Genomic DNA, 20969 nt, shown 5'->3' with positions numbered 1-20969 from the left:
GTCCGCCCACCGCATCACGCCCAGAGAGATCGGCCACACAGCCGCACTCCTGAGGACTGCGGCGACGCGAATGCAACCGTCGAGCACCCGCCTGGACCGCACCGCACACAATGGACGGATGGGACACGTCTTCGTCAGCTACTCGCGCCGGCAGTTCTACGCCGCGCGCCAGCTGACGGCCGGCCTGGCCGCCGCCGGGCTGGACCCGTGGTTCGACGTCGAGCGCCTGGTGCCCGGCACGGATTGGGACGCCGCGCTCAACCGGGCGGTCGACGACGCCGAGGCGCTGGTGCTGGTGGCCTCGAAGGACGCGCTGGCCTCGGCGTACGTGGAACGGGAATGGCGCCGGGCCCGGGACGGCGGCATCCCGGTGGTGGTGGCGGTGGTCCGGGGCACGCCCCTGCCGCCGGACCTGGCAGCGGCGCCCCGGGTCGAGCTGCGCCGCCGGTTCGCCGCCGGCACCCGGCGGCTGGCCGGTGTGCTGCGCGGCGACGATCCGCCCCCGGCGCGGCGCTGGAGTCGCTGGCCGGCCGCCGTACTGCTGGTGGCCACCGCCCTGGCCGCCAACGTGCTGGCCGCCCTGGGCCTGGTCACCGTGGCCGCGCTCGACCTCGACCTGCCGGTACCGCCCGCGCACGTGCTGGCGACCACCGCGATGGCGCTGGCCGGCCTGTTCTACGCGGGCTGGCTGCTGCGCCCGCTGACCGGCTTCCTGACCGCGTGCGCCCGTTTTGTCACGCTGTCCGTCCCGCTGTACGGCGCTGTCCCGCTACTGTTCGTCGTCTGGGGCGGCTACGCGTCGCTCATCTCGGCCGTCAACCACGGCAGCTCGGTGATCAACCAGCTCTCGATCAGCGGCGACCGGACCGAACCGTACGTGCTGGTGCTGTTGCCTTTGTTGCTCTTGAATGTGACGGCCCTGCTCCTGCTGCACCGCTCCGCCACGGTGCTGCGCTGGCTGCCACCCGGCGAGGGCCCGCACCGCCTGCTGGCCCGCCTGGACGCCACGGATCACCTGACCGCACCGGCCGCACCGGCCACGCCCCGCTCGGTGCAGGTCGAGCACGCCCCTGCCGACGCGCTGATCGCCGCCGAGGTGGCATCGGCCTTTCGCACGGCCGGCGTCGAGGTTGTGGCCGAGGACGCCGATCTGCGTCTGGTCCTGGTCAGCAACGCCATCGGCTGGACCCATCTGGCGCCCGCGCTGCGCGGCGGCCGGGCGATCGCGGTGCTGGCCTGCGGGGTGCGGCTGCCGGCCGAGGCCGAGGAACTGCACCGCTTCCAGTGGCTGGACTTCCGGGACGGCCGCACCGACCGGTTGCGCGCCTTCGCCGCATCGCTGACCGCCGGCGCCGGCCGGGTGCCGCTGCCGCCGGTCCCCCGCGCCGCGGACGCTTTCGACGCACCCCGGCCCGCCAAGATCGTGCTGGAGTGCCTGGCGGCGGCCGGCGCGGTGTTCGCGCTGTCGGCGGCCTTCACGGCCGGCCTGGCGGTGCCGAAGGAGGAACGGGTCCACACGACCGAACGCCCGACGGTGCCGAACCCGCCGCTGCCCTACACCCGCCCCCCGTGGCACCAGTTGCTGAGCTGCCCGCCGGGCGGCGGCCTGCTCGACGTCCCACTGCCGACGAGGCCGGTGCCGACGTTCTCCATGCCCCCGCTCAAGCTGCCGCTCCCGACCCGCCCGCTCCCGACCCGCCCGCTCGCAGCCCAGCCCCCCGCGGTCAGCCCGCCCGCAGCCCGCCCGCCCGCAGCCCAGCCGCCCGCAGCCCAGCCGCCCGCAGCCCAGCCGCCCGCAGCCCAGCCACCCGCAGCCCGCCCGCCCGCAGCCCAGCCACCCGCAGTCCAGCCGCCCGCAGTCCAGCCGCCCGCAGTCCAGCCGCCCGCAGCCCAGCCGGTGTCACTGCCCCGGGCGACAAATCCCCCGCCGCCCACTCTGCCGGATAAATCGGATTTGTCGCCAGATACTGCGTCGACCTCGCCCTCACCTCGGGCGGGCGGATGCCGGTTTGTCGCGCCCGCTCTGACGCCGGCCTCGCCGCGACCCAACTTTATCGAGAACCCCGACTTTCCCGCGCTGCCGGACACCGCCGACACCGTGCTGCGCTGGCGGGCCTGGCTGGCCGCCGCCATGGCCGTCCTCGCCCTGACCATTGCCTACCGGCTGGGCCGGCGGGAGCTGCGCCGGGATACCTTCCAGAACGGCATGTTCGCCCTGTTCGGGATGGCGGCGGCCTGGGCCCTGATGGGCGTCACCGAACTCACCCCGCTACGCCTCGTCTACTACGCCGCCATCTGGATCGCCGCCGCTGTGGCCCTCGGCAAGCACGGCACCGTCGTCCTGGAGTGGCTGCCCGACAACCACCGGCGCGACCGGAGATTGCTGCGGTCCGCGCCGGCGGCGCTGTTGCCGCCGACGCTGCCCACTGTCGTTCTGCTGCTCGCCGTCTGGTACGCCGGCGGTGTCGTACTTTAGGCAAACCGTGGAAGCTCTAGCGGGCTCCGGCGTTCGCCTGGACCAGGGCCGGCACCCGCCACGTCGGGTCGATCCGGGTGTGCAGGGTCGGGGTCCAGCCGACGTCCGAGCTCAGGTCCGGGTCGTGCACCGCGTTGTACTCGGCCAGGGCGTCCACCGGGCGGCCGTTCAGCAACGTGCCGGTGGCGTGGATGGCGGTGCCGCCGAACGCGGTGATGATCTGGGACGCCGGGAAGGTGCGGTCGAGGCGGAACGCGTTGTTCTCGGCGTACAGCTTGGACTGGACGCCGACGCCCCACGAGTAGAGGAAGCCGGAGTCGGCGGTCGAGCGGTACAGGTTGTTGTAGACGTGCACCTGGCCGAAGCGGACCCGCGGGCCGCGCTGGACGAGGTTGGTGAGTTCGCTGTGGTGCATGGTGATGCGCAGCTTGCCGATGTCGCCGGTGGCGGTGTCGCCGTTGCCCCACAGCAGCGACTTGTCGTGGCCGGTGAACCTGCTCCACGACACGGTGACCAGGTCGCTGCCGCGGACGATGTCGAGCAGGCCGTCGTGGCGCAGCAGGTGCTGGCCGAACACGATCGGCTCGGCCGCGTCGGGGCTGTCGCCGTCGTTGATCGTCACGTGGTCGATCCACACGTGCCGGGAACGGCTCACCACCAGGTTGTCCCACTCGGTCTTCCAGGCGTCGCCGTTCCAGCCGGGGAAGCAGGTGTACGCGTCGCGCAGCGTCAGGTGGCGCACGATCACGTTCTCCGCCGACTCGATGTCGATCTGCGCGCCGGTGATGGCCGCGCCGGGGCGGCCGATCAGGGTGGTGTTCGAGCCGACCGTGATCTTCACGCGCTTGCCCTGGTTGGCGTTCGACGCCAGGCGGGCCGTCTCGAGCGGGCCGGTCGGCGCGCCGGTCCACACCGCCGGATCATAGGTTCGCACGTACGCGTCGAAGTCGTAGCCGTCGGCGGCGTAGTCGGCGCAACCGAGCGGCTGGCCGTTCTCGTCGACGTTGGCGTTGAAGCGGCCCGCCACGATCACGATCTTGGGCTGGGTACCGGCCACCGCGGCGGCCAGTTCGTTGCGGTTGCGCACCACGAACACGTTCTCGCGGGTCGCGGCCGAGCCGCCGGTGACGCCGCCCTCGGCGGAGCCCCAGCCGTCGTTCGGGCCCAGGATCTCCCGGCCGACGTCCCGGCCGCCACCGGCGGTGGCCGGTCCGGCGAGTGGAGTGGCCGCGAGCGCGGCCACGGTGAGGACGAGCAGAGCTTTCTTCAGCACCGCGGTGCCGCCTCTCGGTTCAGATGGGATCGCAGCCCGGCTACCACGTCGCGGGCCAGGTCGGCGACCAGGCCGCCGAAGCGGAGCGCTCCTTCGGCGTTCAGATGGGTCATGTCGGTGCCGTCCGGCGAGAACCCGGCGCAGCCGTCCTCGCCGAGCGCGACGCACAGCGCGGTGCTGGCCGCGTGGAGGTCGACGAGCGGCACCCGCAACTCGGCCGCGACGCGCCGGGTGGCATGCGCGTACGGGCCCAGAGTGTCGTGCAGTTCGCCGCCGGAGAAGGTGCGCCGGGTCAGCGACGTCACCAGCACCGGGGAACGGCCGCGGGCGCGCACGTCGGACACGTACCCGGCCATGTTGGCGGCGAACGACGTGTCCGGGTCGGTCTCCCGGTCCGGGCCCTTGCCCGGCTGGTCGTTGTGGCCGAACTGCAGGAAGACGTAGTCGGCCGGGACCGCGAGCGCCGCGGTCCACCAGCCTTCGTCGCGGTAGCTCTTCGAACTGCGACCGCCTTGGGCGTGGTTGTGGCATTCCACGGTGGGTGCCAGCCGGGCCCGGAAGCCAGGGCCCCAGCCGGCGTCGTCGGTCACCGTCGAGTCACCGACGAGCAGAATGCGCATTTTTGTCGAGGTTCCGTTCGGGTCGAGCGGTGGGCGTGCCGCACTTTGTTACAGACTTTTACCTAACCCGGGGCCGGCCAGTCAAGTCCGTCAATCAATGTGGTGCGCGGTCTTGACCTGCTGGGCCTCGGCAAGGAAGGGTCTGCGGGGGCAAGAACCGGTAGGGCGTGCCGGACGCAACCAAAACAAGTCGAGGGATTGCGCATGCACGCCTCACGAATACTGGCGGCCGTCCTCGCCGCCACCGTCCTGCTCGTGCCGGCAACGGCCAGCGCCGCGGAGGCCGCGCCACCCGGCTGGACCGACGGCCCGGTCGGGTTCGCCGCGGTCGCCGGCAACGGCGTCGAGACCACCACCGGCGGCGCCGGCGGCAAGGTTGTCACGGTCAGCACGCTGGCCGACCTCAAGGCGTCCGCGATCGCGGCGGAGCCGCTGGTGATCCGGGTGCGCGGCTCGATCTCGGTCACGCCGTTCGGCGACATGATCCCGGTCGGCTCGGACAAGACCATCATCGGCGCCGGGCCGGGTGCGGAGCTGGTCGGCGGCGGCTTCTACCTGAACCAGGTGCACAACGTCATCGTCCGCAACCTGACCATCCGGGACTCGTACCTGGCCGGCGACTGGGACGGCAAGGACTCCACCAACGACAACGACGGCCTGCGGATCGACACCTCGCACCACGTGTGGATCGACCACGTCAAGATCGAGCGGGTCGGCGACGGCGCGATCGACCTGCGCAAGGACAGCGACTACGTGACGTTGTCCTGGAGCGTCATCGGCGACTCGAACAAGGCGCTGGGCATCGGCTGGACCGCCAACGTGCTCACCAAGTTCACCGCGCACCACAACTGGATCCGCAACACGTTCCAGCGCAACTGGAGCGTGGACAACACCGCGGCCGCGCACTTCTACAACAACTACCTGCAGAACATCGGCCACTACGGCACGATGAGCCGCAACGCTGCCAAGGTGGTCGTCGAGAACAGCTACTTCGAGCGGGTCGTCGACCCGCTGATCGCCAAGGACCCGGCGTCCGAACTGGTCGAGCGGGGCAACATCTTCAGCGGTACGTCCGGCCGGCGCGACGCGGTCGGGGCGGCGTTCGACCCGGCGGCCGCGTACGCGTACCAGGCCGACCCGGCCGCCGCGGTGCCGGCGCTGATCCGCGCGCAGGCCGGCCCGCAGCCGGCCCGCAGCAAGCCGCTGGGCCGCGTCATCACGGTGGCGCTGGACGGCACCGGCGACTACGCCAGCCTGATGGCCGCGCTCGGCGCCACCCGGGACCGCCGGGGCCCGGTCACCATCGTGGTCAAGCCCGGCCACTACCGCGAGATCGTGAAGGTCTGGCAGGACATGTCCGGCGTCACCATCGTGGGCGCCGGCAGGACGCCGGCCGACGTGGTGGTCGACTACGACCTGGCCGCCGGCGCCGAGAAGTTCTACGGCGGCACCTGGGGCTCGGCCGGCAGTCCGACGTTCTCGGTGCTCGGCGACGACGTCACGGTCCGCAACCTCACCCTGCTGAACTCGTACGACGAGACCGTCACGCCGAGCCAGGCGCTGGCCGTGCGCACGGTCGGCGACCGGGCCATCTTCGACGGCACCCGGTTCGTGGCCGACCAGGACACGTTCAAGCCGGACAGCCCGAACCGGGACGTGGTCAGCCGGGTCTACCTGCACGACTGCTACGTCGAGGGCGACGTGGACTTCATCTACGGCCGGGGCACCGCGGTGTTCGAGGACTGCGAGATCTTCTCGAGCGACCGGGGCACGCCGGCCAACAACGGCTACGTCACCGCCGCCAGCACCAGCGACGACAACCCGCACGGCTTCCTGTTCACCCGCAGCCGGTTCACCAGCGACGCCGCCGCGGACAGCGTGCACCTGGGCCGGCCGTGGCACCCGGGCGGCGACGTCCGGGCGATCGCCCAGGTGGTCATCCGGGACTCGCACCTGGGCGCGCACATCAAGACGGCGCCGTGGACCGAGATGGGCGGCTTCCCGTGGCAGGAGGCGCGGTTCTTCGAGTACCGGAACACCGGGCCGGGAGCCGCCGTGAACGAGAACCGTCCGCAGCTGACCCCGGCCCAGGCCCGCGACTTCACCCGCGAGGACTACCTGTCGGGTGACGACGACTGGCAGCCCTGGAGGTATTGCCGGTAGTTCGGCACGCCGCCCGGCTCATGGCCGGGCGGCGTCACCCCCGCGATGTCACCGGACCGGTCCATAAAATCCGAACCGCCGCCACCGGTCGAAATCACGCCCGCATACTCCGGAAGAGCGTGATCACCGATCATCGGGGGCAGATGTGAGCAGTCAAGTCGGGGCCGGGCCAAAGGTCGCCGAACCGCTGGCCCGGAGTACCTCCGGAGTCCTCAGCTGGGAGAACGATCCGGGGGTGCCGCCCACGACGCGCAGGCCGATTCTGCGGCCCGAGCCGGAGCTGGGGCGCACCCCGTTGCCGGTGGGTATCCGCGGGCCGCAACTGCCGGACGGCGGCCAGCCGGGCACCGTCGAATTCCGGTACTGGAATCTGGCCGAGGTGCTCCGGCGCACGGCGGACTTCTGGGGTCCGCTGCTTGCCCCGGGCACGAAATGGCAGTCCCAGGTCGGGCCGGCGCTGCTCGCCACGCTCGATGCCGGCGACAACCTCAACGCCTTCTACGACCGCGAGGGCGTCTCGTTCTGGCATCACACCACCAACGGAATCACCGTGTACTCCGGGGAGAGCCCCGATGTGGTTGCCCACGAAGTCGGGCATGCCGTGCTGGACGCCATCCGGCCTCAGCTGTGGAGTGTGGCGAGTGCCGAGACCGACGGCTTTCACGAGTCGTTCGGTGACATCAGCGCCATTCTCACGCACCTCACGCTGCCGACCATGCGCACCGCGGTGATCGCCGAGACGAGCGGGCGGGTGTCCGGGTCGTCTCAGGTGTCCCGGCTGGCCGAGCAGATGGCGTGGGCCATCCGCCAGCGACGGCCCGCGAGTGTGGAGGCGGACTGCATGCGGAACGCCGCCAACAACTTCTTCTATCAGAACCCGCTGACCCTGCCGACCGAGGCGCCCGCCGCCGCCCTTTCCCGGGAGTCGCATTCCTTCTCGAGGGTCTTCACCGGCGCTTTCTTCCGCGCGCTCGGTGGCATCTTCCAGGATCAGGATTCGCAGGGTCCCGATGCGCTGCTGGAGGCGGCACGGATCGCGGGGCAACTTCTCGTGGCCGCGGTGACCACCGCACCGATTGTTCCGGCCTACTACGCGCAACTGGCCGCCCACCTGATCGCCGAGGACCGGGTGGCGCATGACGGGCGGTACGGCAATTCACTGCGCCGCGCGTTCATCAGGCACGGCATCCTCTCCCCGCGGGAGGCGGCCGGCCTCGAGGAAGGGGATCTCGACGGACGCAGTGTCGGGCTTTTCGGGGACGCGGAGGAACCCGAGTTGACTGCGCACAGCGTGGATGGTGCGGAATTCGGGCTCGATCGGCCGCTGTCGTTCATCCTGCCCGCCAACAGGACCAGATTCGCGGTGGCCGGCGCGGCGCCCGAGGCCGGCTCGGCCGACGCGAGCCCTCCGGACCTGGTCGGCAACTCGTACGTCGAGGACCTTTTCCGCCGCGACCAGGTGGCCACGCCGGCCCAGGAGCACACCGAGGGGCCGCACCCCCGGCACTACACCCACAAGATCATCGAGAACGGCGACGAATTCCGTCTCGAACGCCGGTTGTTCGCCTGCGGTGCCCGGGTATGACCTGACGATGGAAAACACCGAAGGTGACGACGCCGCCCTTCGCGAGGAGGCCGAAAAGCGCCGGTACACAGCGGATCTGATCGAACGCGGTGAAGCGGTACCGGAGGGGACGGAGCTGCCGCCGGGCGCCACCCACCAGACAACGACCGACGAACAGGGCAGAACCGTCGTGATCCGTAAGCGGTTCTCCGCAGGCTGACCGCAACACGCCGCCCGGCCATGAGCCGGACGGCGTATTGCGCGCCCACTAGCAGCCGACGCGCTGCGAGGAGAGCACGACGTCGTCGATCCACAGGTCGAACTGACCCGGCGTCGTGCCGCCCTGGTACAGCTGCCAGCCGATCTTGACGGTGTTCACGGTGGGCAGCACGAACGGCACCTGGTTGCCGCCGTGCGAGTCGGTCGAGGCGGTCAGCTCCGGGTTGGCCACCCCGTCGATCCAGACGGCGACCTGGTTGCCGTTGCCGTCCATCTGCCACTCGAAGCACTGCCAGGTGTCCTCGCTGACCGGCGCCGACTCGCGCCAGTTGGTCCAGTCACCGGTCGGGCCGCCGTCCGCGCCGATCCCCCACAGGTTCTTGCCGAGGTTCGGCACATACTGGCCGCCGATCGGCCGGACGACCTCGCTGCTGCCCGAGCCGGTGGCCTCGACCAGGGTGTAGTGCGCCCAGTCCGGCGCGGTCGGGAACGCGTCGACGCGCAGCCGGATCCGGCCGAAGAACCGGTTGCCGGGCGCGGCGAAGTCGTCCACCTTGAGGAACGCCCGCCCGTTGTCGAGGGTCCGCACGTGCAACACGTTGGTGCGCCGCTGCCGCTCGACGGTGAGCGTCCCGTTCCGGGTGTCGATGCCCCAGTCCAGGCTGCTCGCCCCGCCGGTTGGCAGGCGGTCGAAGTTCTCGCAGAACAGCACGCCCGGGCGGTTACACCCGGACGCTCCGGCCTGGGCCGGCGCCGCCGCGGCGGCCACGCCGAGCGTGGCCACCACGGAGGCGGCGGCGGACAGGACCTTCCAGCGATTCATCAATGGTCTCCTTGGTAGTTACGACCATCGATGTATACGCCATGACTCACGGTGTTTCCAGGTTCACCACCCGCGCGTCGCCGGCCCGCGACACCAGCCGGTGGCCGCCGGCCGGGATCGTCTCGATCCGCCACTGCGTGCCGTCCAGGGCGCGACCGGTCCGGCCGTTGACGATCCGGTAGAAGCCGTCCGCCACGTGCCGGAACTGCCAGGTCTGGCAGTCGCCGCCGCGGTACGGGCGGTTCGCCGCGGTCCGGCCGCAGCCGTCCAGCACGAGCCGCCCGCCCTGGTCGGCGAGCAGCACCTCGCCAACCGGCTGGACGCGGAACTGCTGGCAGGCGGCGCCGGACGGAGCCATGGTCTGCACCGCCGTCCCCGCTCCCCCGCAGTCGGCGCCCTGCAACACCTTGCCGTTGAGCCGGCTCTCCACGGTGTGCCAGCCGGCGACGGCCGGTAGGAACCGGAACTGCTGGCAGTTGTTGTTGAGCCAGCCCCACTGGGCGACCCGGGCACCGTCGGCGTCGATGCAGGCGGCCACCTCGGCGACCTTGTTGCTGTGTTTGTTGCCGAGGCTGACCCAGCCGTCGCCGCGCTCGTCCGGGCGCCACTGCTCGCACGGCCCGCCGGTGGGCGCTTCGAGGCGGATGTCGGCGCCCTCGTAGCCGCAGGTGGAGTTCGAGACCACGCTGCCGTCGGCCCGGTTCACCAGGGTCACGTACGCGGGACCGTGGCCCACCGCGCGGCTGCCGGACAGCGGATCGCGGAGCGACGGCCAGCCCCGGGACCACGAGATCGGCCGCACCGAGAGCTTGGGCAGCGCCTCGTCGTAGAGGTCGTAGTAATGGTGTGCGAAGTAGTCGTTTCCGATCACGTCGCCGCCGCCGGTGCCGCGGAACTCGTGGTAGCCGCGCAGCAACTCGGTGCCGCCGCCGGACAGCATCGGCACCCCGGCCCGGTCCAGGTAGGGGCCGGTCAACGACGACGAGCGGCCGACCGCCACCCGGTAGTCGCTGTTGACGCCGCGGCAGCAGAAGTCGAAGCTCACGAACAGGTAGTAGTAGCCGCCGCGCTTCACGATCGCGGGGTTCTCGATCGAGGCGCCGCCGCGCGAGGCCAGCGAGTACAGCGTGGTGTCGGCCGGGTCCGGCTTGCCGGTGCGCCGGTCCAGCTTGCGCATCTTGATGCCGTCCCAGAACGAGCCGAACGCGAGCCACGCCTGGCCGCCGTCGAGCACCACCTCGGGGTCGATGGCGTTGAAGTTGTCCGGCGTCGACGACCGCAGCACCAGTCCCTGGTCCACCCAGCGGTAGCGCGGGCTGGCCGGGTCGAGCGTGTCGTTGGTGGCCAGGCCGATCACCGAGTTGTTGGTGCCGAACGACGAGGCCGCGTAGTACAGGTGGTATTTGCCGCCGAAATACGTGATGTCCGGCGCCCAGAAGTCGCCCGGCGTGACCCCGAGTTCCGCGGTGATCCAGGCCGGCGCGGTGCTGAACACGACGCCCAGGTCGGTCCAGTTCCTGAGGTCGGCCGACCGGCGCATCGGCAGGTAGGTGCGGGTGGCGATGTCGCCGGTGATGAAGCTGTAGTAGTACCGGCCCTGCTTGATGATCGTCGGGTCGTGGGCGATCGGGTCCTCGGCGATGCGGCCCGGCGGCGGCACGGGTGCGGCCTGGGCCGGTGGGGCGACAGCGAAAGAACCAGCAATCAGCACAAATACGGCCAGCGCGCGGCCGGCGACTCTCCACATGCCACGGATGGTGGTCGATCCGATCGGCCCGGACAAGCGCCCCGGCGTGGCAGGATGCGGAAACGGACCGAAAGGCTGGTGGCGCCATGGCCGACCCGACGCGAACGGCATACCGGACCTGCCCGCTCTGCGAGGCAGCCTGCGGACTCGAGCTGACCGTGACCGGCGACCGGATCACCGCGGCCCGCGGCGACCGTGAGCATGTCTTCAGCCACGGCTTCGTGTGCCCCAAGGGCGCCACGTTCGGGCAGCTCACCGCCGATCCCGACCGGCTGCGGCGGCCGCTCGTGCGACGCGCGGGCCGGCTCGAGGAGGCGAGCTGGGACGAGGCGTTCGCGGCCGTCGAGGCGGGGCTGCGGCCGATCGCCGCGGAGCACGGGCCGGACGCGATCGCGCTCTACCTGGGCAACCCGAACGTGCACACGATGGCCGGCGGGCTCTACGTGTCGCCGCTGGTGCGCACGCTCGGCAGCCGCAACGTGTTCACCGCGAGCACCGTCGACCAGATGCCCAAGCACGTGTCCTGCGGGTTCATGTTCGGGCACCCGCTGACCATCCCGGTGCCCGACGTCGACCGCACCGACCTGTTGCTGATCCTGGGCGCCAACCCGTGGGAGTCGAACGGGAGCCTGGCCACCGCGGCCGACCTGCCCGGGCGGCTGAAGGCGATCCAGGCCCGCGGCGGCCGGTTCGTGGTGGTCGACCCGCGCCGCACCCGGACCGCCGAGGCCGCCGACGAGCACCTGTTCATCCGGCCCGGCACGGACGCGTACCTGCTGTTCGGCATCGTGCACACGCTGTTCGAGGAGGGGCTCGTCGACCTCGGCGCGCTGGCGGGCCACGTGACCGGGCTGGCCGGCGTACGGGATCTGGCTCTTGACTTTGCGCCGGAGGCGATGGCAGTCGTGTGTGCGGTGCCGGCCGACCGGATCCGCGGGCTGGCGCGCGAATTGGCCGCCGCCGGGAGTGCCGCGGTGTACGGGCGGATCGGCACCTGCACGGTCGAGTTCGGCACCCTGACCAGCTGGCTGGTGGACGTGGTCAACGTGCTCACCGGCAACCTGGACCGGCCCGGCGGCGTCATGTTCCCGGAGGCGGCGCACGTGCGGGCGCGCACCCGGGCCGGCGGCAAGGGCTTCCGCACCGGCCGCTGGCACAGCCGGGTGCGCGGGCTGCCCGAGGTGCGCGGCGAGTTGCCGGTGGCGGCGCTGGCCGACGAGATCGAGACCGGCGGCGAGGGGCAGGTGCGGGCGCTGCTCACGGTGGCCGGCAACCCGGTGCTGTCCACCCCGAACAGCGACCGGCTGGACCGCGCGCTGGCCGGGCTCGGGTTCATGGTGAGCGTCGACCCGTACCTGAACGAGACCACCCGGCACGCCGACGTGGTGCTGCCGCCGGCCGACGTGGCCCGCAAGGGACATTACGACTTCGCGTTCCTGGCCCTGGCGGTGCGCAACTTCGCCGCCTACTCGCCGCCGGTGCTGCCACCCGACCCGGACGGCGGCATGGACGAGTGCGACATCCTGGCCCGGCTCATCCTGATCCTGTCCGGCCGTGGCGCCGGTACGGATCCGGCGGTGCTCCACGATCATCTGCTCGACCAGGCGCTGCAACGGGCCGGCGGTGAGGTGGCGGAGCTGCGGGAGAAGGTCACCGGCGACCATCCGGCGGAGCGCCTGCTCGACGTCGCGCTGCGCACCGGCGCGTACGGCCTCACTCTGGACGAGCTGCGCGCCCACCCGCACGGCATCGATCTGGGACCGCTGCGGCCCCGGATCCCGGAGGTGCTGCAGACGCCGAGCGGCACGGTGGAGCTGTGCCCGGCGCCGATCGCGGCGGACGTCGAGCGGCTGCGCGCCGGCCTGGACCGGCGGCGCGACGGCTTCGTCCTGATCGGACGGCGGCACCTGCGGTCGAACAACAGCTGGATGCACAACGTGCCGGCGCTGGTGAAGGGCCGCGACCGGTGCACGCTCCAGATCCACCCGGACGACGCGGCCAAGCTGGGCATCGGCACGGGCGGCACGGCCCGGGTCACGTCCCGGGTGGGCGAGCTGACCGCGCCCGTGGAGATCACCGAGACCGTCATGCCCGGCGTGGTGAGCCTGCCGCACGGCTGGGGACACGACCGGCCGGGCACCCGGATGACCGTGGCGGCCGCGAATCCGGGCGTCAACAGCAACGTGCTCACCGACGAGACCAGTGTGGATCCGTTGTCCGGCAATGCCGTGCTCAACGGTATTCCGGTAGAGGTTACCGCCGCGTAGCGTTATCGAACGTCGTCGATTACCGGGGAGTAACCCCCCGGTAATCCGTCGTCGATGGACTACCAGCGAACAACCTTCGTCGAGGGGAACCCATGCGTTCTGTCCTGCTGCGCGGCCTCACACTCACGGTCGCCGCAACCACGCTCACCGCCGGCCTGGCCGTCTCCACCGCCACGAGCGCCGCGGCCGCGCCCCGAACCGCCGTCACCGCCCAGGCACTGCCGTCCCACGAGACCTGGCTGTCCGAGGTCGAGGCGGTGACCGACCAGGCCGCCGCCTATCTGGACAACCGCCTGCCGGACACCCGGGTGCGGGCCGCCGTCGTGCTGGACATCGACAACACCGCACTGCAGAGCAAATATCAGCCGTACGACGCGACGCCCGGCGTCCTGGCCCTGGCCCAGCAGGCCCGCTGCGACGGTGCCGCGATCTTCTTCGTGACCGCCCGCCCGGAGATCCTGGAGTGGGTCACCGAGATCAACCTGGACGCGGTCGGCTACGAGTGGGCCGGCATCTACACCCGGCCGACGCTCAACTTCGACGACAACCAGACGCTGAAGACCAAGGCCCGCACCGACATCGAGCGCCGCGGCTACACGATCGTCGCGAACGTCGGCAACAGCGCCACCGACCTGGGCGGCGGCCACGCCGAGCGCACCTTCAAGCTGCCCGACTACGACGGCCAGCTGGACTGAGCATGTTCCCCGGCGCGGTTCCGCTAAGCTACGCATCGCTACCGTTCGATGTCCGTACGCCGCCGGAACCGCGCGGGGGGAAGTGTGAGGTTTCGCATCCTGGGGCCGCTCCGGGTGGACGGCGGGACGGGCGAGGTGGCGCTCAGCGGCCGTAAGCAGCGCACCATCCTCGCCTTGCTGGTGGCCAACGCACCCGCGGTGGTGTCCTGGGAGCACCTGTTCGAGGCGGTGTGGGACGACGACCCGCCGCCGACCGCGCGCCGGCAGATCCAGAACTGCGTGGCGGCGCTGCGCCGCCTGGTGCCCGGCGACAACTTCATCGTCACCGAGGGTCCGGGCTACCGCCTCGCCGCGGGCGAGGACGAGGTGGACGTACGCCTGTTCGCCCGGCACCTGGCGCGCGCGCACGAGCTGACGGCCGCCGGCCGGTCCGCGGACGCCGCGGCCGAATACCGGTCGGCGCTGCGGCTGTGGCGCGGTCCGGCCCTGTTCGGCCTCGCCGGCCGGATGGTCGAGGCGGTCGCGACCGGACTGAACGACCAGCGCCTCGCGGCCGTCGAGGAGTGCGCCGACCTGGAACTGGCGCTGGGCCGGCAGGCGTCGCTGCTGCCCGAGCTCACCGCGCTGGTCGAGGCCAACCCGCTGCGCGAACGGCTGGTCGGTCAGCTCATGCTGGCCCTGTTCCGGTCCGGCCGGCAGGCCGACGCCATGCAGACCTACCACCGGCTGCGCTCGGTGCTGGCCGACGAGCTGGGCGTCGACCCGGGCGCGGCGTTGCAGCGCGTCTACACCGAACTGCTGACCAGCGGCCCGGAACCGGCGCCGAGCCGCGAGCCGGGCCCGTGCCACCTGCCCCGCGCAGTCCCCGACTTCGTCGGCCGGTCGGCGACGCTGACCAGCCTGCTGGCGGCCGCCGGCACGCCGACCGTGGTGTCGATCGCGGGCATGGCCGGCGTCGGCAAGACGGCCCTGGCCGTGCACCTGGCGCACCGGCTGATCGACCGGTACCCGGACGGGCAGCTGCACGCCGAGCTGCACGGGCACGCCGATCGCGCGCCGGCCGACCCGGGCACCGTGCTCGGCGTGCTGCTGCGCCAGCTGGGCGTGCCGGCCACCCGGGTGCCGGAGTCGGCCGACGACCGGGCCGCGCTGTGGCGCACCGAGCTGGCCGGCCGGCGGATGCTGGTGCTGCTCGACAACGCGGCCGGCAGCCGACAGGTCGCGCCGCTGCTGGCCGGGGCCGCCGGCACGCTGGTGATCGTGACGAGCCGGCGCCTGCTGGCCGGTCTGGACGGGGTGCGGTCGGTGTCGCTCGGCGCGCTGCCCGAGAACGAGTCGGCCGAGCTGCTGCGCCGGATCGTCGGTGCCCGGGCCGCCGAGGAACCGGAGGCGACCGCGGAGCTGGCCCGGCTGTGCGGTCACCTGCCGCTGGCCCTGCGGCTGGCCGCGGCCCGGCTGGTGCGCCGCTCCGCGTGGCGGGTCGCCGACCTGGCCGAACGGCTCCGCGAGGCGCCGGCCCGGCTCGGTCAGCTGGCCGCCGAGGACCGCGCGGTCAGTGCCGCCCTCGACCTGTCCTACCAGCAGCTCGACGACCCGGTCCGGCGGATGTTCCGGGCGCTCGGCGGGCACGGCCGGCACGGTTTCGACCGGCACGCTGCGGCCGCGCTGGCCGGCATGGACGTGACCTCGGCCGACGAGCTGCTCGACGACCTGGTCGACGCATACCTGCTGGAGACACCGGCGGCCGGCTGGTACCGGCTGCACGACCTGGTGCACGACTACGCGGCGCAGCTGCTGGCCGGTGACCCGCCGGCGGACCTGGCCGCGGCCGAGCACCGGCTGATCGCGCACTACCTGCACGCGGCCGCGGCGGCGACCGCGCACTTCGAACGCCCGGCGGTCCGCACCGCGCTGACCCTGGACGACCCGCCGCCGGCCGGGCCCGCGTTCCCCGACACCGGACGCGCGGTCACCTGGCTGGACCGGAACTGGCGCTCCGCGCTGGCCGCGGCCGGGCTGGCCGAGCGCCGGGGACTCGACACGTACACCTGGCGGATCGCTCGCGCGCTGTGGCCGTACCTCTACCGCAACGGCCACAGCGCCGAACTGGTGGACAGCCACACCCGGGCGCTGGCGGCGGCGCACCGGCTCGGTGACGACACCGCCGAGGCCGCCATCCACAGCTGCCTCGCGGCCGGCTACGCCAACCTGCGGCGGTACGACGACACCGAGCGGCACCTGCGGGAGCGGTTCGCCGCGCTGCGCCGGACCGGCGACCACCGCGGCATCGTCACGGCGCTGAACAACCTGGCCATGCTGCAGCTGTACGCGGCCGGGCAGCCGCAGCAGGCGGTGGCCAGCCTGCTCGAGGCCCGCGAGCTGGCCGAGAGCATCGGCGCCGAGCACGAGACCTACCTGTGCGCCCGGACACTCGGGATGACGTACCGGATACTCGGCCGGCACGACGACGCCCGGGCCCAGCTGCACCTGGCGCTCGACGGCTTCGCCCGGGTCGGCGAGAAGGCCTGGACCAGCCTGATCCTGGGCGAGCTGGGCGGGGTGCACGCGGATGCCGGCGACCACGCCACCGCGCTGCCGCTGCTCCAGCGGGCGATGGCGATGAAACAGGCCGAGGGCAACCGTGGCGGGACCGCCACGGTGCTGAGCACGCTCGGCGAGATCTACGGCTTGCAGGGCCACGCCGACGAGGCGTTCGAGTACCACCGGCAGGCGCTGGACCTGGTGGCGGACGAACACCACTCGGCGCCGTCGGTGCTCAACCACTACGGCCGGACCCTGGCCCGGCACGGCGACCGGGGCGAGGCGCTGGCCGCCCACCGGCGGGCCCTCGACCTGCTCGGGCCGGTGCACAACCGGTACGAGCGGGCGCACGCGCACGCCGGCATGGCGGGCGCGCTGCGCGACACCGACCCGGCCGCGGCGTACCGGCACCTCCGGCAGGCATTGGAGATCTTCACCGACATGGGCGTGCCGGAGGCCGCCTCGCTGCGGCAGTCGTTCGCGGGCCTGGCCGCGCTCGAGACGGCGTGACTTCGCCGCCGCCCGGGTCGGCGGCATCCTGTTCGGCGGCGCCCGGCTCGGAACCATCCGGCCGGAACGGCGTCGAAGCTGGCATGCGAACTTTCTGGCGGATCACGGCCTGCGGGCTTCTGCTGCTCGGCGGCTGCGCCTCGGTGTCCTTCCCATCCCCGCCCTCGTCCGCCTCGGCCTCCTGGCGCGAGATGACCGGATCACCGCTCAGCCCGCGTGAACAGACGTTGGGCCTGTGGACCGGCAGTGAGGTGCTGCTGATCGGCGGCAGCGACGACAAGCCGTGCCCGCCGAACGCGGACTGCCCGCCCGATCCCACCCCGCTGACCGACGGCGCCGCGCTCAACCCGGCAACCGGCACCTGGCGCAAGATCGCCGACACGCCGGTCGGGTTCACCTTCGCCCAGGGCGTCGTGGTCGCCGGGACGGCGTACGTGCGGCCGCCCTACCCGAAGCAGGACGTCCTGCTCGCGTACCGGATCGACCAGGACCGGTGGGAACGCCGTTCCGTGCCGTTCGACCCGGAGCTCCCCTACCACCTGGTCGCCGCCGGCGACCGCCTGGTCGCCGTGCTGACCAGCGACGAGAACGGGACCGCCCCGGACTACCTGTTCGAGGCGGGACGCTGGACGCCGCTGCCGGACGACCCGCTCGGCCGGGCCTTCGGCCGGATGATGGTCTGGGACGGCCGCGAGATGGTGCTGTTCGACCACGAGCTGATCCCCAACCCGGGCGCGGAGGGTCCGTCGGTGGTCCGGGCGGCGGCGCTCGACCTGGCCACGGGAAAGTGGCGGACCCTGCCGGCCTCGCAGATCCTGTCCAGCGAGCCCTGGTTCGTGTCGGACGGCAAGCTGGTCAACCCGATCCTGGGCGGCGCCGACGGCGGCGAGGTCGGCAACTGGGGCCGGACCTACCCGGACGGCGGCATCCTGGACCCGTCGACCGGGACGTGGTCGGCGCTGCCGGCGCCGCCGTTCGAGGGCGCCCGGTCGGCCGGCGGCTACGGCCCGGCGTCCGCCGCCTACCTCGGCATCGACGGCCTGGTCCTCAACGCGGCCACCGGCAAGTGGGAGGAGCTGCCGCTGCTGCCCGGCGCCGACCCCGGCGGTCACACCGTGGTGGCGGCCGGCACCGGCCTCGTGGTGTTCGGCGGCGCGATCTCCCGCGACAAACTGACCGGCAAGACCTGGTACTGGTCGCCCGCCTAGGGCGTTTCACCAAAGGAGGGATCGGTGAACGAGACCGGCTTGCCGGTGGCGCGGGCGTAGGCGATCTCCCGGCTCGTGGACTCGCCGATATACCCGCCTGGGTTGACGACCAGAACTCGATCAGCCAGGTCGATCTTGCGGAGGTGGAGGGCGTCCAGCGCGGTCTTCTGCTCGTTGGTGAGCAACTCGTCTGCTTCGTGCTCCTCGGCGCGCCGGAAGACGCCCGGCGCCACGACGATGACACCTGCGAAGGTCAGATCACGGTTTGCCGCGCTCATCTCGTCCACGAAGCGGGTAGACCCACAGATGCAGACGATCTCAGGGCGGTCGGGCACGTCAGTCCTCCGGGTCGAACGGGAACCCTCGCGTGGGCATCCCGACCCTAGGCGTTCAGCTGCCAGATCGAGAAGTTCAGGGCGGTCGCGAAGGTCACCCAGGCCCAGTACGGCAGCAGCAGCGCCGCGGCGACCCGGTGCACCCGCCAGAACAGCAGCACGGTCACGCCGATCAGCAGCCACAGCGCCACGATGTCGGCGAACGCCAGCCCGTACCGGCCGGCGCCGAAGAACAGCGGAGTCCAGATCGCGTTCAGCACGAGCTGGGCGGCGTACCACCACAGCGGCGTGGTGAAACCCACCCGGCGCCAGACCAGCCAGCCGGACACCGCGATCATCGCGTAGAGCACCGTCCAGACCGGGCCGAACACCGCGGACGGCGGCGCCCAGGACGGCTGCTCCAGCCCGGCGTACTCGGCGGTGGTGCCGCGCACGCCCAGGCCGCCGATCGCCGCGGCGACGAAGACCGCGAACGCGAAGACGGCCAGGGCCCACCAGCGGTGGTGCGAGCGAGTCATGCGGTTACCTTTGCCCCGGTCGGGCCGGGGCAAACGGTCACCAGCGGTGCGCGACGTCGACCACGATCCGGCTGTGCGTGCCCGGGCCGGCCAGCAGGAAGACCCGGAACGGCAGCCGGGCCCGGACGCCGACCGCGAACGTGGTGTAGCCCTCGAACGAGCCGCCGAAGACGACGTCGCGCAGGGTGTCGTAGCGCAGCACGTTCGCCACGTGCTCGCCGACGCGCGCGTCGAACGTGGCGCTGTGGTTGTCGTCGTACGCGGGCGCCCGGAGGGTCACCCCGAGGTGGGCACCGCCGGCCGTGTACGGGACCAGGTCGACGCCCTCGCCGTCGGTGAGGACCTCGGTGCTGTACCGCACCGCGTAGCCCTGCGCCGAGCCGCCGAACTCGAAGACCACCCGGTCCCAGCATTCGTGCCGGCCGGTTTCGGCGGTGAGCAGCGGGGCGGTGCTCATCGGGGCCGCGGACTTGTCGCCGCTCCCCCAGGTGATGCCGCAATAGGGGGCCGCAGCCGCCGCCACCGGGGCGGGGGTTCCACACGCGACGAGCGCGAGCCCGAGGGTGATGGTGAGCAGGGTTCTGCCGATTGAGACACGCATCTCGCACCTCCTGGCCCTAGACGCTAGAAGCGCAGGTCAAGGGCGGTGCACAGGGCGCCGATTCGGAAACGAACGGACGGGATGGCGGTTTCCCACCATCCCGTCCGGCCCGGTTCAGCAGTACGTGCTCTGCTTGCCGATCACCTTGTACGGGCAGTCGGCCACCTCGGCCAGCAACAGGGCTGCCTCCCGGTTGCGCGAGGTCTCCCGGTTGATCACGCTGGCCGGCGGGTAGAAGCCGCCGCCCGACGCGCTGCCCGGGTACAACTCGAACGTGTACGCGAAGATCTTGTGGGTGCCCCACAGCCAGTCGAGCGAGTCCCCGTCGGTGATGTACAGGTCGCTGGACTGCTCCGGCGTGTAGCCGTTGGTCGCCGCCATCTGCCGGCCGAACGTCGAGAACACGTTGTACTGGTCCGCGGTCATCCCGGTCGTGGTGTTGGCCGTGGTGTGCCCGAACGGCCACAGCACCAGCTGCGAGTAGCTGTGGAAGTCGATGGCCGCCTTGATCTGCTGCACGCCGCCGACGACCCGGCTGTTCACGAAGTCCCGGATCGCCCGGGTCTCCGGCGCCGAGAACGCCGACGGACCGCGGTAGGTCGCCGACGAGGTGGTGCCGGACGAGCCGCCGCAGCAGCCCCAGCGGTAGCCGTAGTTACGGTTCAGGTCGGTGCCCACGTTCGACGAGCCGCTGTTCGGCTGCCGGTTCTTGCGCCACGACCGGTAGCTGCCGGTCGCGATGTCGTACTCGGAGCCGTCCGGGTTGACCTGCGGGATGATCCAGATCTCCCGGCTGTCCACGATGCTCTTGACCCGGCTGTCGGTCGCGTAGCTGCCGGTGAACAGCTTCAGCAGGTAGATCGACTGCTCCACGGTGAGGTGCTCGCGGGCGTGGTGCCCGGCGTCGTACAGCACCTCGGGTTCGGCCTCGTCGGTGGCCACGTTGTCGGAGATCTTCACGCCCACGATGTCCCGGCCCTCGTGCGAGCGCCCCACGGAAATCTTGCGGGCGATCGACGGATACGCCGCGACGGCCTGGTTCACCGCCGTGACCATCTCGCTGTAGTTGTGGAACGCCGCGTCGGCCGGCGGGAAGTCCAGCGTGGTCAGCACCGGCTGCACCGTGAAGCCGAGCCGCTGCAGCGACCGGACCTCGGCGCTGGTCGCGGTGATCGTGGCGATGCCGTGCTCGACACCGTCGATCGCCACGCCGGTGCGGGCGATCGCGTTCCGCTTCGCCAGGCTGCGTACGTCGAGCACCTCATACTGGCCGGCGGTCTGCTCGCCGGCGGGCGCGGCGCTGGCCGTCCCGGTGCCGGTGAGCCCGGCGGTCGCGGCGAGCAGCAGGACGGCGAGGGCCACGGTGGTGCGTCGTCTCATGAACGACCTCCGCAGAAGGGGGGATGTTG

The 20969-nt window shown here is 71.9% G+C and carries 15 protein-coding genes and 1 pseudogene; 8 read left to right on the top strand and 8 right to left on the bottom strand.

The features are described 5' to 3' along the window. The first annotated feature begins 118 nt into the window (after window positions 1-118). Window positions 119-2476, top strand: coding sequence for a toll/interleukin-1 receptor domain-containing protein (locus Ari01nite_RS50915; RefSeq protein WP_203781980.1), 2358 nt, complete (start codon window positions 119-121; stop codon window positions 2474-2476). 16 nt (window positions 2477-2492) lie between these two features. On the opposite strand, the gene Ari01nite_RS15740 is transcribed toward Ari01nite_RS50915, so the two are convergent. Both Ari01nite_RS15740 and Ari01nite_RS15735 read right to left on the bottom strand, forming a co-directional pair. Further along, on the bottom strand, window positions 2493-3749 hold the full coding sequence (locus tag Ari01nite_RS15740) for a pectate lyase family protein (RefSeq protein ID WP_239162783.1): 1257 nt from the start codon (window positions 3747-3749) through the stop codon (window positions 2493-2495). Continuing rightward, a complete protein-coding gene (locus tag Ari01nite_RS15735; protein WP_203781979.1) occupies window positions 3743-4369 on the bottom strand; it encodes a rhamnogalacturonan acetylesterase in 627 nt (208 codons plus the stop codon). Before Ari01nite_RS15735 ends, Ari01nite_RS15740 begins: the two co-directional genes overlap by 7 nt. A 204-nt stretch (window positions 4370-4573) precedes the next feature. On the opposite strand from Ari01nite_RS15735, the gene Ari01nite_RS15730 reads away from it, so the two are divergent. The 3 genes from Ari01nite_RS15730 (at window position 4574) to Ari01nite_RS15720 (ending at window position 8316) form a co-directional block, all read left to right on the top strand. Continuing rightward, entirely contained in the window at window positions 4574-6532 is a 1959-nt protein-coding gene (locus Ari01nite_RS15730; RefSeq protein WP_203781978.1) for a pectinesterase family protein, read from the top strand. Window positions 6533-6767: 235 nt separating this feature from the next. Next, a complete protein-coding gene (locus Ari01nite_RS15725) occupies window positions 6768-8117 on the top strand; it encodes a gluzincin family metallopeptidase (protein WP_203781977.1) in 1350 nt (449 codons plus the stop codon). Window positions 8118-8124: 7 nt separating this feature from the next. Beyond that, window positions 8125-8316 (top strand): hypothetical protein, encoded by a 192-nt coding sequence (locus Ari01nite_RS15720; protein ID WP_203781976.1) that lies wholly within the window; start codon window positions 8125-8127, stop codon window positions 8314-8316. A 48-nt stretch (window positions 8317-8364) separates the two neighbouring features. On the opposite strand, the gene Ari01nite_RS15715 is transcribed toward Ari01nite_RS15720, so the two are convergent. Together Ari01nite_RS15715 and Ari01nite_RS15710 are read right to left on the bottom strand one after the other, a co-directional pair. Beyond that, window positions 8365-9138: a hypothetical protein gene (locus tag Ari01nite_RS15715; RefSeq protein WP_203781975.1), complete on the bottom strand. Its 774-nt coding sequence runs from the start codon at window positions 9136-9138 to the stop codon at window positions 8365-8367. A 46-nt stretch (window positions 9139-9184) separates the two neighbouring features. Then, complete coding sequence (locus Ari01nite_RS15710; protein ID WP_203781974.1) at window positions 9185-10885, bottom strand: family 43 glycosylhydrolase; 1701 nt, start codon at window positions 10883-10885, stop codon at window positions 9185-9187. A gap of 86 nt (window positions 10886-10971) precedes the next feature. Here Ari01nite_RS15710 and Ari01nite_RS15705 point away from each other — a divergent pair, with 86 nt between their 5' ends. From Ari01nite_RS15705 to Ari01nite_RS15690, 4 genes are all read left to right on the top strand, one after another. Continuing rightward, window positions 10972-13152 (top strand): molybdopterin oxidoreductase family protein, encoded by a 2181-nt coding sequence (locus Ari01nite_RS15705; protein ID WP_203781973.1) that lies wholly within the window; start codon window positions 10972-10974, stop codon window positions 13150-13152. A 92-nt stretch (window positions 13153-13244) separates the two neighbouring features. Beyond that, window positions 13245-13847 carry an HAD family acid phosphatase gene (locus Ari01nite_RS15700; protein ID WP_203781972.1) on the top strand — a complete coding sequence of 201 codons (603 nt, stop codon included), beginning with the start codon at window positions 13245-13247 and terminating at the stop codon, window positions 13845-13847. An 84-nt stretch (window positions 13848-13931) separates the two neighbouring features. After that, complete coding sequence (locus tag Ari01nite_RS15695; protein ID WP_203781971.1) at window positions 13932-16898, top strand: AfsR/SARP family transcriptional regulator; 2967 nt, start codon at window positions 13932-13934, stop codon at window positions 16896-16898. 83 nt (window positions 16899-16981) lie between these two features. Then, window positions 16982-18106 carry a Kelch repeat-containing protein gene (locus Ari01nite_RS15690; RefSeq protein ID WP_203781970.1) on the top strand — a complete coding sequence of 375 codons (1125 nt, stop codon included), beginning with the start codon at window positions 16982-16984 and terminating at the stop codon, window positions 18104-18106. On the opposite strand, the gene Ari01nite_RS15685 is transcribed toward Ari01nite_RS15690, so the two are convergent. The 4 genes and pseudogenes from Ari01nite_RS15685 to Ari01nite_RS15670 all read right to left on the bottom strand — a co-directional run. Further along, a complete protein-coding gene (locus Ari01nite_RS15685; protein WP_239162786.1) occupies window positions 18103-18384 on the bottom strand; it encodes a hypothetical protein in 282 nt (93 codons plus the stop codon). The genes Ari01nite_RS15690 and Ari01nite_RS15685 overlap by 4 nt on opposite strands. 104 nt (window positions 18385-18488) lie before the next feature. Then, window positions 18489-18959 (bottom strand): TspO/MBR family protein, encoded by a 471-nt coding sequence (locus tag Ari01nite_RS15680; protein WP_203781968.1) that lies wholly within the window; start codon window positions 18957-18959, stop codon window positions 18489-18491. Between the two features lie 37 nt (window positions 18960-18996). Further along, window positions 18997-19560 carry an AMIN-like domain-containing (lipo)protein gene (locus Ari01nite_RS15675; RefSeq protein WP_203781967.1) on the bottom strand — a complete coding sequence of 188 codons (564 nt, stop codon included), beginning with the start codon at window positions 19558-19560 and terminating at the stop codon, window positions 18997-18999. A 117-nt stretch (window positions 19561-19677) separates the two neighbouring features. After that, window positions 19678-20940 (bottom strand): annotated as a pseudogene (locus Ari01nite_RS15670) (M14 family metallopeptidase); the annotation flags it as partial. Window positions 20941-20969: the final 29 nt, after the last annotated feature.

Source organism: Paractinoplanes rishiriensis (assembly GCF_016862375.1).
Classification (GTDB): Bacteria; Actinomycetota; Actinomycetes; order Mycobacteriales; family Micromonosporaceae; genus Actinoplanes; species Actinoplanes rishiriensis.
The sequence above is the reverse complement of the archived record's forward strand: the minus strand, read 5'-3'. Positions and strand labels throughout refer to the sequence as shown.